Below are 15,075 nucleotides of genomic sequence, written 5' to 3'. Positions count from 1 at the left end.
TTACGCTCCGAATCGATTCTTCAGGCCTTCGAGCACGGCGCTGACCAGTTCCTTGTCGACACGTTCGGCGCGCGGTATCGGTGACCTCGCCAGGATGAGGCCGTCATCCTCCAACTGCGCCAGCAGAATGCGGACGATGCCCAGGGGCAGGTGCGTGTGCCCTGCCACCTCGGCCACGGACAGGAAGCCCTTCGCGACCAAGTCCATGACCTGTCCCGCTTCCGGCGACAGCGTGCGCGCTGCGACCTGTCCGTTCTCCACCGCCGCCGTCACGAGCGTCGTGTGCTCGTACTCGTGCTCCGGGGGCAGCGCCCGACCGTTCGTGATCACGAAGAGCGGGACTAATGGAGAGGTCAGTTCGAGCTCTTCGTCCTGTGCGAACCCATCAGGCACGGGCCGTCCCCTTCCCTGCTGTCGCCGTCGCAGTCAGCCGCGGAACCACCTCGTGCAGACGCGTCGTGAACTGCTCTATGTCGCAGTCGTGTTCGGCGGCGGCGGCCAGGAAGGCATCGGGGCCGGCCGCCATCAGGAAGATCCAGCCGTGCTGGAACTCGATCACCGTCTGACGCCACTGCGCGTCCTCGGCGGCCCCCGCGAACTGGGAGGTGACCCGGCTGTAGGCGTGGATGCCCGTCATGGCCGCGGAGATCGTGTCGGCGAGGTCACGGCTCATTCCGGCGGTCGCCCCGCGGGGCAGGCCGTCGGATCCCAGCAGTACGGCGTGGCGGGCGCCCTTGACCTCGGACATCACCCGGTCCAGCTCGCCGAGCACGAACCCCGCGTCACCGGCGCTCTGCTGCCGGGGGGCGCTTGCGCGCGGGACTCCGGCGTCCTCGCTGCTCACCCGGGGAGGCGAGGTGAGGTTGTTGCCCAGCCGGGCGACGAGGCGGTGCATGCGGAAGGAGATCTGCTGCATGTCCACATCGGGCTCCGCCGCGGCCGCCAGGTAGGAGCCCTGCCCCGCCCCGATCAGGAAGCTCCAGCCGTGCGAGAACTCGATGATGGTCTGGTTCCACTGCCGCTCCTCCTCCGGTCCGGCGAAGTGGGCCGTCGCCCGGCTGAGCGACTGCATCCCGGCCATCGCCGCGGAAATGGTGCGTACGTCCTTCTCGGCCAGGCCTTCGGTCGCGCCGCGAGGAAGGCCGTCGGCGGAGAGCAGAACGGCGTGCCGTGCACGGGGCACGTTGTGCACGATGTCCTCGAGCATCCACGAAAGGTCTGCGCTCATGCCTCTTCGGGCCCTTCGAACGAGGTGGCGTCAAGGTTGCGGCCGGAGAGCGTGCCGCGCTGGAAGGCACCCAGGCTGCGCCCGGAAGCACGGCCCGTTTCCCCCGGGGTCCGCGGCGCCGGCGCGGTGGCGTCCGGATCCGGGACGCTCGCGATGGGTGCCTGGCGTGCGCCGCGCTTGGGCAGGCCGTGCATCGTGCGCGAGGTCACGCTGTGGGGCGCCACGCTCGGCGGCGGCGGCGTGCTCTGCGAAGGCACGCCGTGCGGCGCGGTGCTCTGCACGGGCCGGCTCTCGGCGGCGCGCCGGATCTCGCTGACCGGAGCCTCCTGGACGGGCGGGATCTCCTCCATGGTCCACAGCTCCTCGGGCAAGAGGACGACGGCCCTGACGCCGCCGTATCGGGAGACTCCGGTGACGTCGACCTTGAAACCGTGCTGACGCGCGATCAGGCCGACCACCGGGAAGCCGAACTTCGGCTGGGTCCCGAGCTGCGACAGACGGGGGGCGACCTCCCCGGAGAGCAGCGCGGTCGCCCGCTGCCGCTCTTCGTCGTTCATGCTGACACCGGCGTCGTCGATGACGATGCACAGGTTGTTCTGCACGCGCTGGAACGTCACCTCGATCGGTGCGTCGTGCTGCGAGAAGCTGGCAGCGTTGTCGAGCAGCTCCGCCACGGCGAGGGCGACGGGCGCGACCGCGGACGCCTTCAGCGCGAGACTCGTCTGCTGCATGATGGCGACCCGGTGGAAGTTGCGGATCTGCCCCTGGGCACTGCGCACCACGTCGTAGACGCTGGCGGGCCTGCTGCGACGGCCGAGCGGCGCACCGCACATGACGGCGATGCCCTGGGCCTTGCGCGCCATCTGGGCGTTGGCGTGGTTCACGTCCAACAGGTCGCTGAGGACGGTGTGTCCGCCGTACTTGCGCTGGATGCCGTCCAGAAGAGTCGTCTGTTCGGCGGCGAGGCTCTGCAGGAGGCTGGCGGCGCCCTTGAGGACGGCCTTGGTGTTCTCCTCCGCCGCTTCCTTGGCCGCGCGGAGCGTGGCGTCCTGCTCACCGCGGAACCTCTGCAGTTCGGCGTGCGACGCGTGCAAGTAGCTGTCCGCCGTGAGCAGCTGGTGCCTCAGCTCGGCCTCGGTGTGCTCCTTCTTCGCCCCCAGCGCTCTGTTGCGGGCGACGAGTGCCACGACCGCGGCAACGGCTATCGCCGCAACCGCAACCAGGCACCACACAAGTGCGTCTCGATTCATGGAAACCTTTCCCGGCGCGTGTCATGCGGACGGCTGCAGATACACCTCGCGAGGCCCCGCAACACAGCTGATCAGCACTGTTCACCTGCTGTTACGCGGAGAGCATGCCGCCGATCCAAATCAGCATCTGCGTCGAAACGGAACAAGATCACAGATGCCGGGATGCTATCACCGGATGTTCGACCCCCTGGACGCCCGCTACGGCACCTCACGGCCCCAACCCGACTGCCACGAGCCCGGGTTGACATGGCCTTTCGGTCCCCTGTATCCGCCGCCGACCGGCCCTCTCGCAATCGATCTGTTAAGCAGTTCTTCACGAGAGCAGCGGCGATCTCTCACATCTATCTGACGCACCGCCAACCGAACCCCGGACGACTGCTCCTCGACGGCGGGTGGCGGCGCCCGGTCCATTGGTACCGGGGGTGTGCACGGGGTCTTGCCGCTGCCTGAAGCTACCGCCGGTGCAACGCCCGCCTGGCGAAAGCGGCCGTCAGCAACTCGTCGTCGAAGTGCGAGGCGACGGCAAGCTGAGTTGCGCCCGCGCGCGCGTTCAGCATGCTCTTCGTGATCCGCACGGCAGTCGGGTCGCGGCGAATGATCGGCTTCGCCCAGCGCGCGACTGCAGCGTCGAGATCACCTTCGGGCACCACCTCATGCAGGATGGACAGTTGCTCCGCCCTGGCGGCGTCGAACGGCTCGGCCGTGAGCAGGAGTCGGCGAACCCAGGCCTGGCCCGCCTCTTCCGCGAGACGGGGAAGGACACCGCCCCAGGCGGGCGGGACTCCGAGGCCGACCTCCGGCATCCGGAATCGGCAGGTGTCCGCTCCGACGCGCAGATCGCAGAAGACCGCGAGGCCGAGGCCGGCGCCTATGACATCGCCGTGGAGGCGGGCGATGGTCACGAGTCTCAGTTGCGAGAGCGTCGAGCACACGCGCTGGGCCTTCTCGGCGAGGGACCTCAGCTCGGAGCCGGATGGGTCTCTCTCCAGCAGTGCGGGGAACTCCGCGCGGTCACCTCCCTGGCAGAAATGGTCTCCCGCACCGGACAGCACCATCACGCGGACGGTGCTGTCGTCCTCCAAGGCGCGCAGAACCTCCAGCAGTTCGCTGAGCATCTGACCGTCGACGCTGTTGCCTGTCTCGGGGCGGTTGAGCTGCACCCTGAGGATGGGCCCTTCGTCGGTCACCTGGAGGGCCTTGAAGTCCGTGAACATGTGGGGCTTCGTCTCGTTTCTCGGTTGATGGTCAGGCGAGGGTGAGGTGCAGGGACGTGATCCGTCGGAAGGCCACGCGGGGCGCCCATCGCGGGGGCCCGCTCAGGCGCGGTCGTATCGAGCGACTGAGGAGCGAGGTGAGCAGGGTGACGGCTTCCAGCCGTGCCAGGGCGTTGCCTGCGCAATAGTGGATTCCTGCTCCGAAGGCCAGGTGGGACGCTCCGCGACGGACGCTGAAACGATGGGGGTCGGGGTAGCGTGCGGGATCGTGATGGGCGGCCCCCACCATGAGCTGCACCATGTCGCCGGCCGGCACCAGGGTGTCTCCGAGCTCGGTATCCGTCTGGGCCACACGGCTGATCATGTGGATAGGGGCGTCGTAGCGCAGTATTTCATCGACGGCGCCAGGGATGAGTTCGGGGTCACGGCGGAGTGATTCCAGTTGCTCGGGGTATTCGAGGAGCAGGCGCACCGCCGTGGACAGGACGTGCGAGGTTGTCTCCAGCGCCGCGAGAATCATGAAGAGCGCGAGAGCGTGAACGGCCTGGTCTGCGCGGTGCCGGTCAGGTTCGAGCGCATCCCAGGTCCGAAGCCACTCCGAAACCGGGTCGTTCCCCGGTTTCTCACGGCGCGCACGGATCAACTCGGCGAAGTAGGTCCGCAGTTGCCTCGTAGCGCTATCGGAGAGGGCCAGCTGGCTCGGCGTGGGGAAGAGCTCCTGCGCGAAAACCTGGTCATGCGTCAGGGTGCGCAGGAGTCCGTAGTCGGTGGCAGGTATCCCCATCCACTCGCCGATGGCGATGATGGGCAGCTCTTCGCTGACGAGTGTGTGGAAATCGGCTGGCCCATGGCGCAGTTGGTCCGTAAAGTCGGTGAGCAGCCGGTCGACGGCCCGCTCCACGGACGGACGAAGGACTTCGAGTGAGCTGTGGGGGAAGAGGCTCCCCAGAGACCGCCGTTCCCTCGTGTGCTGGGGCGGGTTGAGCATCGGCAGAGACGCGCCCATCTGCTGAGAGGCGGGTGAATTCCATCGAGCCGAGTGGCTTGTCCGCCAATCGGCGTCGGGAACGCTCCAAGTCTTGTCTCGCAGGATCTGGTCACAGAGGGCGTAGGACGTGATAATGGATCCGCCCCATGGCGCCGGTATGAGCTCTCCCATTTTCGCGAGTTGCCGATAGGCGGGCAATGGATCCGACTGTCCGGCCTCGGTTCGCAGCCGGGAAAAAAGAGCCGTCAGCGCCCGCCGGTCGACGCCGAGAATAGCCGTGGAAGTATTCAAAACAACTCTTTCTTGCAAGATCGAACAGTGATGGCCAGCGCTGCCTACCCTCACCGTCGAACGTCCACGCAAAAAGAGAGTTTTCCCACATCGATCTGTGTCACACCGCGCATTTGAGAGTGCGAAGGATCGTCGCTTTCATGGACAGACGGCGCAAAACGCCCTGGGTTCACACGCACTTCACGGAAGGGTCGCAGGCCCTCGGGGTCGCTGGCCGAGGAAGGCCTGATGGAGATCCCGACCGCGAGTGGGCGAGTAGTCCCGTAGGCGGAGTGACCTGTCCGAACGAGGCCTGACCAGGTACCGGAGATCTGGTGCACCTGGTCGGCAGTCTTGCGGCGACAGGCGAAAGGCAGCCATGATTTTCGGGTCCCGAGAGATCCTGTGGCTCAGGATCAATCCGGCGTCGACCGCCTCTTGAAGCCTGATTCCCTGCGGGACAATCCCGTCGACTTGAAGAGTCGATTCCAGGACCGCTACCGCGAGGTCCTTCTTTGGCCGGAAGTGGAAAGAGAAGGCACCCTTGGTTATGGCTGCAACTCGGATGATCTAATTGGCCGACGCTCCGGTGATTTCCTGCCCACGTGATACTCCCCCCGCACCCGTCAGTGCGCGGTTCTGCCCCGACGGGCTCACTCGTGATCTTCAAGCTGAAAGCGAGTCACAAGCTGCGGTTCAGCGCCGGTGCCAGCCAGCGGCCCAGGAGGGTGCGGAGCCGGGCTTCGTCCTGCGGTGTTTCGCTCGGGTGCTGCAACAGTGACGTCAGGAGTCGCATGATCATCTCGGCGAGGCCGTTGAGGCCGTTGAGGTCGTCCTCACCGATGCCGGCGGCGGCCCAGTCGACGGGGAAGCGCTGCAGCATCTTGGCGCCGCGGTCGATGGTGTCCCTGGTGGTGGCCCCGCGGCCGAACGCGGTGGGGTCTCCGAGTTGCAGCAGAAGGCTCAACCGCGGGTCGGTGGGGATGGTCCGTACGCAGAAGACCATGCCTTCGATCACGGCCTCCGCCGGGTTGGTGATCCCCTGCAGGTGCGCGATCATCTGCTCGACGAACGACTCGGCGCCCTGGGCCGCTACCTCACCGATGATGTCGCTGATGCGGCCGAAGTGACGGTAGACGGTCTGGCGGGTGACGCCGAGTTCGCCGGCGACGTCGGACAGGGTCGTCTTCGCGACGCCGTACCTGTCGATGCAGCGGTCGGTTGCGTCGATGATGCGCTGCCGTGCCTCGGCGTCCGATGCGGGAGGCCTGCCTCCCCAACCATGGTGCCCCATGCCGTCAGGATCGCACAGGCGCTGCGGTCCGTCGGGGCGAGGTCGAGCGGACAGCGGCCACGATGAGCCCGGTCGCGGCGACGGTGCACAGCGCGGCGTACCAGAGACTGCCGATCGGCGTGCCCTGCTCGGTGACGCCGTCGACCGCGCCGAAGTAGGACGGCAATGCGACCGCCCAGAGCGCGATGTGGACGCCGAGGTACAGCGCCGGATAGGTCCGCGCGAACAGCGGTGACACGGCCGGGGCCGGATCTGTTCGCCATGCGCGCCAGGCTTCCGTGAGGAGGTAGAGGCCGACGATCCAGAGCAGGGCGAGCTCGGTACCGAGGACGGCCTGCTGGATTCCCCGCTGGTCCTCACCGCGGAAGGCGTTGCTCGGCAGACCGGCGATCGTCATCGCCCACGGTGTCAGGACTCCGGCGGCGACGGTGCGCAGGCTGATCTGCCGGCCGGTGAGCGTGCCCCGGCCCTCCTTCGCGCCGACCAGCCGGACGACTAGGTAGGTCATCGCGCCGAAGGACACCGAGGCGAACAGGAACATGCTGTTCATCGGGACCGAGGCGAGGGCCGGCTCGTTGATCATCTTGTTGTCCGGGTTCCAGGCCCACCACGTGAGCTGGGGTCCGAGCTGATCGAAGATCTCGTAGAACGCCTGACAGGTGAACGCGACCAGCAGGGAACCGGCCAGGGGCCCGCGCCGCGCGAAGACGCCGAGGGCGCGCACCAGTTCGTAGGCGAGCTGCGACAGTGCCGGATAGAAGGCCACGATGTAGAGCGGCAGCCGGTCGTACATGAACTGCACGCTGAACACGTTGTGGGAGAAGATGAGTCCCACGTCCTTCTCCAGGTCGAACCAGCTCGGGAAGTACAACGGCGGTTCGATCACCGCGAGGTAGACGACCGAGGCGAACCACAGCGAGATGTTGACCGGGTCGCCGTCGCGTCGCCACCGTCGCCACGCGTGGACGAGGGCGAACACCGCGCCGCCGATGACGAGCAGTTCGAGGAACGGCATGGTGGCGTTCTCAAGCCCGAACGGGTTGCGGAACTCCACCACGGGATCGGCGTCATGGCAGGAGAAGCCGAGCCCTTCGGCCAGGCGCTCGGCGGCCGAGTCGCAGGAGTAGCTCATTCCTTGCTCCTCGGGGCGGTCGTCGACAGGGCCGCTTCGGCGAGCGGTGATCGGCCGGCGCGGGTGTGGCCGGTGAAGTCGGTGCCGGGCGGGTCCTGCTGGTCGTCGAACCCGCCGGGCACGACCGTCCGTCCCAGCCGCTGCCGCACCTTGTAGCGCACGATGCCGAACCAGAACCGCGGATCGGTGGTCATCTCCCTGAGCGACTTGTCGAGGTTGAAGACCTGGGCGAACGTCCGCTCGACGTAGGCGTCTTCGCGGCTGGTCGCGTTGATGGCGTTGAAGATCGGCCAGCTGAAGCGCGCGGCCAGTTTGCGGCGCCAGGGAGCCACGACCTCACTCCCGGTCGCGAAGTCGTAGGCCTGGTCACGGGCCATGGCGAGCATCCAGGGCACGTCGAGTGACTTCTTCTGCCGGGTGAGGAACGTACGGAAGAAGGCGAGGTCGAGCACGTCGCGGCCTTGCAGCAGCTCGGCGAGGATGAGCGCCGAGCGGGCCGCCGAACTCATCCCCTGGGCGTAGAACGGGTTGAAGGCGCAGATCGAGTCACCGACGCAGACCAGCCCGAGCGGTGGCTGGTCCAGGAGGTCGAAGCGGCGCCACTTGTTGCCGGTCGAACGGGTGAGGTGCACCTCGGAGGTCGGAGTGCAGGCCCGCGTCGCCTGCCCGAACGCCGTGGCCCGCACCCGGTCCACCGCAGCCTCGAAGGTGTCGGTCTCGTGGGGCATCCGGATGCCCCACGCGCCCATGCACACGATGGCGCGGTCGCCCTCGATCGGGAAGAAGTTGCTGAGGAACTCGTGCTCCTCGGGATGCGTGCCGGTGTCCTGGGTCGGAGTGATGACCAAGTGCTTCCACCACCACGACTCCGGACGCCGCTCGGCGGGCGGCAGGTCGTACCACCGCGAGGTATAGGTGACCTTGGCGTCGAGGGTCTTCTCGGGCGGCGTCGGCCATCCGGCCGCGGTCAGCCAGTCGCCCACCGAGGAGCCGCGCCCCAGCGCGTCGACGACCAGGTCTGCGGAGAGGTGGCCCGAGTCGTCGCCGGCACGGTACTCGACTCCCTCGACGCGGCCGCGCGCGGTGCCGACCCCGCTGGAACGAAGCCCGGTGACGGTCACGCCCTCGCGGATCTCGATGGTCGGGAACCCGCGGACCAGGTCGCGCAGCACCCGCTCGATGAGCACGCGGGAGCTGTAGACCATCGTCATCGACCCGGACTTGCGCGGCGCCCACCCCTCGTCCTCGCAGTACGCCGCGTCCATCGACGGCATCAGGTGCATCCCGCCCGCGGCGATCAGCGCCTCCTCGAAGCCGGGGAAGATCTCACCGATCGCGCGACGCCCGGAGTTCAGGAGGAAGTGCGGGTGCTTGCTCTGCGGCACACCCCGCCGATGCTGCGCGTCAGGGGGGAGCAGGTCCCGCTCCAGGACGATCACCTCGTCGAAGTGCCTCGCGAGCACTCCCGCGGCGCACAGCCCCGCGACGCTGCCGCCGAGCACCACGGCCGTCTTCCCTTGCATGCTTCCTCCATTCATACATGTGATGCGTGAATGTATGACCAGCGGAGGGAAGTTAACAGGCGCGGCCCCAAAGAGCCACCCCTTCCACGGGTGTTGGGCTGGCCTGTCACGGTCCGGCCGGGGTGTCGGTCGGTCGACCGGAAAGTGCAGCGGGCCGTACTCGACCAAGGTGGCGGGCCGGGAGTTCCGGCCAGCCACCCCTGACCTTGTGGCCGGGTGTTCTCAGGTGCCGGCCGGGGCTACCAGGTGAAGTCCGACGCCTGCGCGCTGGTCGCGGTGCAGTAGATGCTGGGAACGCCCGGCGGGGTGATCGAGACCGTGAAGTTGGCCGCACCCGGGGCCCCGGCCAGCGGTGCGACGTTGGTCTTGTTGCCCGTGGTCAGGGTGCCCGTGGTGAGCGGGAGCGGGCCGACCGTGACCGAACCGCCGGCGACCATGGGCGGGTTGATGGTGCCGGAGAACTGCGTGGTTCCGGCGACGCCGTTCTTCGTGACCTTGATGACGGTCGCGATGGTGTTGGCCCCGATCGGGGCCGTGCCCGCGGGGACCTTGATCGCGGTCGATGCGAGCTTGATCTTCTTGACGCCGCCCGAGTCGGTGGCGGTGAGGGTCACGCTGCCGCTTCCCCAGGTGGCGCAGTTGAAGGTGGCGGTCGTGGTGGCCGGGGCGACGGCGTAGGCGCTGGTCGACAGGGCGACCGAGGCCGTTAACGCGGCCGCGCCGACGGCTGCGACGGTGGCGATTTTGAGGCGGGACATGGTGGTGCTCCCTTCGAGGGGCTGGCGGACATGAGGGGTGGCGCAGGAACGCGGGCACGCCGAATCGAAGGCGTGCCGCTTGGTGACGGGAATTCCCCGGAGGGACGACGTCCGGAGGCTCGGTGGCGCCCGGTTCGCCGGTACCCCGGGTGTGGCTGGATCCAGCATCCCGAATTGCAGTGAAGCGGCGCTTTCGGGTGGCGGTCAAGGCTTTTCGTTGAATTCTTTTCGATTACGGAGGTGAGTCGGCGGTGTAAAGCAAAGGTGGCCCGGCGCTCCCCACTTGACTTTGCGGGTGGGCCCGTAAAGTGCCATCTGACGTATCGTCAACTTGCCTATTCCCTTCTCTCCTTCGCTGCGCAAAGCTGTCGATCCGAGGGGCCGTGGCGTCCGTCGGCCGCTCCGGACCGTATGCGGTTGATCAGGTCGGACAGTCGGTTGGGCGGGCTGTATCAAAGAGTGGTCGGGCGTTACAGAGGCGCGTTTCCCACACCCGGGCATTCCCTTGTCCATTTCGGCGCACCGTAGGCATTCTGTGCGATGGATGCGGAAATTACCCGAAAGGGAAACCGCTCGCAGTCGGCCGCTCGGACCGCCGGCCGGCTCATCCACGAGCGGGCCGGAACTCCTACTCGCGAATGAGGAGATCAGGTGTTCTTCCAGCGAAGTCCGGTGGCCCGGAGATCGGTGTTGTTAGGGGGCGGTGTGACCACCGCCCTCGCCCTGGCGGGCGCGGTGCTGGCGCCCGCCGCGCAAGCGGGAACGATTCGCCCCACCGTGCACTGTGTCCTGCCGGCCGGCCAGGGCGACCCATCCGGCCCGCAGGACGTCACCGTCGAGCTGTCCCCGGCCACCGTGGCACCCGGCGGCAAGGTGCACGCCAAGATCACCCTCGGCCCCGGCCCGGCGGTCAGCCCGATGAAGCTCGACGACGTACCGTCCACGCCCTCGATCGACCTGGTGATGTCGGGCGGCGCCACGGGCAAGGTGACCGTGCAGGGCCCGACGGTCCTGGTGGACGTTCCCATGCAGCCGGCCCCGATCGTGATCCCGCCCTACGAGGGCGACTTCTTCGTCCCGGCGAACGCCTCCGGGCCGATCCAGTTCACCCCCGTCAAGATGAACACGGCCACCGTGGTCTTCGGCGGCAACTACAACACCCCCTGCGAGGTCGTCAGCGGCGGCGGCGTGGTCGCCACGGTCACCGCCGAGGGCGGCGGGGGCGCGGAGGCGACGGTGTCGGCGCCGACCGGTTCGGTGAAACCGAGTACGTCCGTACCCCTGTCCGGCGGTGGCTGGACCCCGGGCGCCACCGCGACCCCGACCCTGTGCGACGCGGGCGGCGGTGGATGCGACGCGACGAAGGTGACCGGCAGTTCGCTGGTGATCGACGCCTCGGGCGCCCTGAGCGGCGCCATCACCCTCGCCAACTCCTGGACCATCGCCGACGGTTCGTACGCGGTCCAGGTGAGCGACGGTACGAAGCAGGCGAGGGCTCCGCTCCAGGTGAAGGCCCACGTCCCGGCGGGCCCGTACGAGCTGAGGGCCTACCCGGACCGGGCCGCGCTGGGCTCGGTCATCACGGTGTCGGGGAAGAACTACCACCAGGACCAGCAGCTCAACGTGGTCGCGCTGGACGCCGAGGGCAACACGCTCGACGACACGGCCGTCTATCCGAGCACCACCACGGACGGCACCTTCACCACCGAGTTCACCATCAGCGACCCGGCCATCGCCTTCATCCACACCGACGAAGGAGGCGTGGAAGGCACCAACACCAAGGTCCCCTTCACCGTCACCGACCCGGGCGAGGGCGGCACCGGCACCCAGAGGTTCACGTTCTCCGTCACCCCCGGCCCGCTCTCGATGAGCCAGTCCGGCGCGGAAGTGAACTTCGGGACCGTCCAGTTGGACGGATCGAGCCACGACGTCCCCGGCACCCTCAACCCGATCCAGGTCTCGGACGCCCGCGGCACCACCGTCGGCTGGTCGCTGACCGGCACGCTCAGCGACTTCGCCGCCGCCGGGGGCGGTACGGCCGTGATCCCGGCCGGCGCCGTGAGCTGGACCCCGTCCTGCGCGGCGCACGCCGACGCGATCGGCACACCGACCGCGGGAGCGCCGGGAGCACTCGGCGCCACCCCGGCGGGCCTGTGCGAACTCCCGGCCGGCGGCGGCCAGGTGGTCGGCGGAGTCTTCGACGCCTCCGCCGGGCTGAACCTCCACACCCCGGCGGTCATCCCCGGCGGGAACTACGCGGCGACGCTCACGCTCTCGCTGTCCTGAGCCGCACGCGGGTCGGCTGCACGCAGCACGGCGGCATCGGCACCACCTACGGCGGCACGGGCACCAAGCTCGGCCGCACCGGCACCACGCATCACCGGGCCGGGATCCCACGCACACCACGCGGGGTCCTGGCCCGCACCACCCCCACGTCCACACCCGCCCACATCCACATCCACGTCCACATCCACGTTCCCACCCCCCCCACCGACAAAGGGAGATCGCATGCTCTCGCACCGAAGACTGCTGCGGCGCACGCCGCTGGCCACGGGCGGTATCGCCCTGATCCTGGCCGCGGGCGGCCTGGCCCTGGCCCCCGTGGCCCAGGCCGGCACCGTCACCCCCACCGTGCACTGCTCCCTGCCCGCCGGGCAGGGCGAAGCCACCGGTCCGCAGAACATGACCGTCGACCTGACCACCACGAGCGCCCCGCCGGGCGGCAAGGTCCACGCCAAGATCACCCTCGGCGTCAGCCCGGCGAAGAGCACCACCAACCTCAGCAACATCCCGACCACCCCGGCGATCGACCTCGCGCTGTCCGGCGGGGCCACGGGCACCGTCACCATCCAGGGCCCGACGGTGAACCTCGACTACACCAGCGGCCAAGCCGTCGTCCTGCCGCCGTTCGAAGGCGACTTCTTCCTCCCGGCCACCGCGTCCGGTGTGGTCAACCTGACCCCCCTGCGGACCCGGACCACCACCGTGGTCTTCGGCGGTACCTACCAGACCCCCTGCGACGTGACCGCCGGCGGCGGGACCGTGGCGACGGTGACGGCCCAGGGTGGCGGGAGCACGGAGGCGACGGTGTCGGCCCCGACCGGTTCGGTGAAACCGAGTACGTCCGTACCGCTGGCCGGCGGTGGCTGGACCCCCGGCGCCACCGCGACCCCGACCCTCTGCGACGCGGCGGGCGGCAACTGCGACGCGGCCAAGATCGCGTCGAGCACCCTGGCCATCGACGCCTCGGGCGGCCTGAGCGGCAGCATCGCCCTCGCGAGTTCCTGGACGCTCGCCGATGGTTCGTACGCGGTCCAGGTGAGCGACGGCACGAAGCAGGCGAGGGCTCCGCTCCAGGTGAAGGCGTACGTCCCGGCGGGCCCGTACGAGCTGACCCCGAGTCCCGATCACGGTCCGGTCGGCTCCGTGATCACGGTGTCGGGGAAGAACTACCACCAGGACCAGCAGCTCAACGTGGTCGCGCTGGACGCCGAGGGCAACACCCTTGACGACACGGCCGTCTATCCGAGCACCACCACGGACGGCACCTTCACCACCGAGTTCACCATCAGCGACCCGGCCATCGCCTTCATCCACACCGACGAAGGCGCCGTGGAAGGCACCGAGACCAACGTGCCCTTCACCGTCACCACCAACCCCGTCACCCTCGCCGCGGGCGCGGCCACGGTGAAACCGGGCGCCACGGTCTCCCTCTCGGGCACCGGCTGGCCCGCGGGCGCCGCCGCCTCGGCGGCCCTGTGCGCGGCGGACGGTTCCGGTTGCGATCCGGCGAAGCTCTCGGCGACGAACCTGGGCGTCAACGCCTCCGGAGCCCTGTCCGGTACGGTCACCCTCGCCTCCTCGGCGGGCGAAGGTGCCTACCGGGTCCAGATCAGCTCCGGCGGGCTGCACGTCACCGCCCCGCTCACGGTGGCGAAGACCTTCATCACCCTCTCCCCGTCCACCGGGCCGACCGGTACGAAGGTCACCGTCGTGGGCCAGGGCTTCGCCCCGGTCAGCACCGTCCAGATCGACGGGCTGAAGGCGGACGGCTCCAAGACCGGTGACTCCTACCGGACCAAGGTGGTCGGCCTCGACGGCAGCTTCTCCCAGACCTTCACCGTCAACGACCCCGCCACCGTCGCCCTCCAGGCGCGCGAGTGGCTCGTCAACGGGAAGAAGGCACTGGCCCGCTTCGCCGTCGGCGGCACCCCGCCGCCGCCCGCGCCCTCGTACGCCCTGTCTCCCGACAGCGGCCCCGTGGGCACCGTCGTGCAGGTCACCGGGCGCAGCTTCGCCCCGGTGGCGACGGTCGCGGTAACGGGCCGGAAGGCGGACGGGTCGAAGACCTCAGACGCCTGTGTCACCCGGATGATCGGGCTGGACGGCACGTTCGCACTGAACTTCACCGTGAAGGACCCGGCCACCGCCTCGATCATGGCCTCCGAGGTCCTGGCCAACGGCAAGGTGATCCAGACCCGCTTCACCGTCCGCTAGGTGCTGGACAAAGCGAGGAGTCCAGCCGTTCGTACGGCATGAAGCGGTACGGCATGAATACGGCCCGGCCGGCGCCCCTCGACAGAGAGGCGCCGGCCGGACCGTTGACCACCACACTGGTGTGCCCACAGGCGAGGAGCATGGCGACGATGTCTTCCTCTCCCGCCTCGAACTCGTCGAAGAGGGGCCGTTCCTCGTGGATTCGAGCTTCGGCGTCCGGCCGGGGCACTCCCAGGGCCAGACATAGGGCCAACGCGCAGGCGTCCCAGTCACCGGTGCGCGCGGCCAGTTCGGCGAAGACCTCCTCCTCGCCCTGCCCGGCGGCCAGCATCGCGCGGGCCTCCAGAACGAGCGCGTCCCCGCCTTCCCCGTGCTTCATGGCCAGAGGCTACAGCGATGCTCGAACACGACAGAGGGGCGCAGTGACTTGAGCGTTCCGTCATTTCCGTGACTCCGGCTGGTCGTGCAGGGGACGGCGCTGGGTTCAGCGGCAGAGCTCCATGATGGTGTCGTCGAAGTCGGGGAACTCCCGGGCCGCCAGCTCGATCACGGCTGCCGCCGACCGGCGCTGGTGCGGTGCGAATCCTTCGGCGATGGCTGCCAGCTCCGGATTGGGCTGCGCCTCCCAGCCGGGCTCGTACGAGGTGGCGGCTTCCCAGGGGCCGAAGCCGTCGGCCAGTAGCCACAGGAAGTCGCCCAGGTCGCGGTCGGTGTGCTTCACAGGGACAGGCTAGGCAGGGGGCCGGACATCGACGTTCTACGGGCAAGGTTGTTGGACTGCTGCCGGTTCGTAGTCGTCGGGGGAGACAGGACAGACCTGGTCGCCACAACGGGTGGCACAGCATCTGCTGTGCCACCCGTTGTCGTTACCCTCCGCAATCCCGTGCCGTCGAAGTTGATCGGCGGTGTGGCACGGCCAGC

Annotated in this window: 13 protein-coding genes; 2 read left to right on the top strand and 11 right to left on the bottom strand. The window is 68.7% G+C overall.

Going from position 1 to position 15,075, the window contains the following annotated elements; all coding sequences use genetic code 11:
* The 9 genes from OG276_RS06680 to OG276_RS06640 all read right to left on the bottom strand — a co-directional run bounded on the left by OG276_RS06680 (position 1) and on the right by OG276_RS06640 (position 9,657).
* Entirely contained in the window at positions 1-393 is a 393-nt protein-coding gene (locus OG276_RS06680) for a DUF742 domain-containing protein (protein WP_266903546.1), read from the bottom strand.
* Positions 386-1,228 (bottom strand): roadblock/LC7 domain-containing protein, encoded by an 843-nt coding sequence (locus OG276_RS06675; RefSeq protein ID WP_266903545.1) that lies wholly within the window; start codon positions 1,226-1,228, stop codon positions 386-388. Before OG276_RS06675 ends, OG276_RS06680 begins: the two co-directional genes overlap by 8 nt.
* Positions 1,225-2,478: an ATP-binding protein gene (locus OG276_RS06670; protein ID WP_266903544.1), complete on the bottom strand. Its 1,254-nt coding sequence runs from the start codon at positions 2,476-2,478 to the stop codon at positions 1,225-1,227. The genes OG276_RS06675 and OG276_RS06670 overlap by 4 nt, the downstream gene beginning before the upstream one ends.
* Before the next feature lie 452 nt (positions 2,479-2,930).
* On the bottom strand, positions 2,931-3,692 hold the full coding sequence (locus OG276_RS06665) for an enoyl-CoA hydratase/isomerase family protein (protein WP_266903543.1): 762 nt from the start codon (positions 3,690-3,692) through the stop codon (positions 2,931-2,933).
* A 31-nt stretch (positions 3,693-3,723) separates the two neighbouring features.
* The gene (locus OG276_RS06660) at positions 3,724-4,593 is read right to left on the bottom strand and encodes a cytochrome P450 (protein ID WP_323182314.1); all 870 of its coding nucleotides are present in this window, start codon (positions 4,591-4,593) and stop codon (positions 3,724-3,726) included.
* Between the two features lie 1,039 nt (positions 4,594-5,632).
* Positions 5,633-6,244, bottom strand: coding sequence for a TetR/AcrR family transcriptional regulator (locus tag OG276_RS06655; RefSeq protein WP_266903542.1), 612 nt, complete (start codon positions 6,242-6,244; stop codon positions 5,633-5,635).
* Between the two features lie 4 nt (positions 6,245-6,248).
* Complete coding sequence (locus OG276_RS06650) at positions 6,249-7,376, bottom strand: hypothetical protein (RefSeq protein WP_266903541.1); 1,128 nt, start codon at positions 7,374-7,376, stop codon at positions 6,249-6,251.
* The gene (locus tag OG276_RS06645) at positions 7,373-8,899 is read right to left on the bottom strand and encodes an NAD(P)/FAD-dependent oxidoreductase (protein ID WP_266903540.1); all 1,527 of its coding nucleotides are present in this window, start codon (positions 8,897-8,899) and stop codon (positions 7,373-7,375) included. Before OG276_RS06645 ends, OG276_RS06650 begins: the two co-directional genes overlap by 4 nt.
* Positions 8,900-9,138: 239 nt before the next feature.
* A complete protein-coding gene (locus OG276_RS06640) occupies positions 9,139-9,657 on the bottom strand; it encodes a hypothetical protein (RefSeq protein ID WP_266903539.1) in 519 nt (172 codons plus the stop codon).
* Positions 9,658-10,362: 705 nt separating this feature from the next.
* Between OG276_RS06640 and OG276_RS06635 the strand changes: the two genes are divergently transcribed.
* The gene (locus OG276_RS06635) at positions 10,363-11,943 is read left to right on the top strand and encodes a hypothetical protein (RefSeq protein WP_266903538.1); all 1,581 of its coding nucleotides are present in this window, start codon (positions 10,363-10,365) and stop codon (positions 11,941-11,943) included.
* Positions 11,944-12,165: 222 nt separating this feature from the next.
* Positions 12,166-14,154: a hypothetical protein gene (locus OG276_RS06630; RefSeq protein WP_266903537.1), complete on the top strand. Its 1,989-nt coding sequence runs from the start codon at positions 12,166-12,168 to the stop codon at positions 14,152-14,154.
* On the opposite strand, the gene OG276_RS06625 is transcribed toward OG276_RS06630, so the two are convergent.
* Positions 14,141-14,533, bottom strand: a complete 393-nt coding sequence (locus OG276_RS06625; protein WP_266903536.1) for a hypothetical protein — start codon at positions 14,531-14,533, stop codon at positions 14,141-14,143. The genes OG276_RS06630 and OG276_RS06625 overlap by 14 nt on opposite strands.
* A 105-nt stretch (positions 14,534-14,638) precedes the next feature.
* Positions 14,639-14,875 carry a hypothetical protein gene (locus OG276_RS06620; protein WP_266903535.1) on the bottom strand — a complete coding sequence of 79 codons (237 nt, stop codon included), beginning with the start codon at positions 14,873-14,875 and terminating at the stop codon, positions 14,639-14,641.
* Positions 14,876-15,075: the final 200 nt, after the last annotated feature.

The organism is Streptomyces sp. NBC_00086 (assembly GCF_026343255.1).
GTDB lineage: Bacteria > Actinomycetota > Actinomycetes > Streptomycetales > Streptomycetaceae > Streptomyces.
The sequence above is the reverse complement of the archived record's forward strand: the minus strand, read 5'-3'. Positions and strand labels throughout refer to the sequence as shown.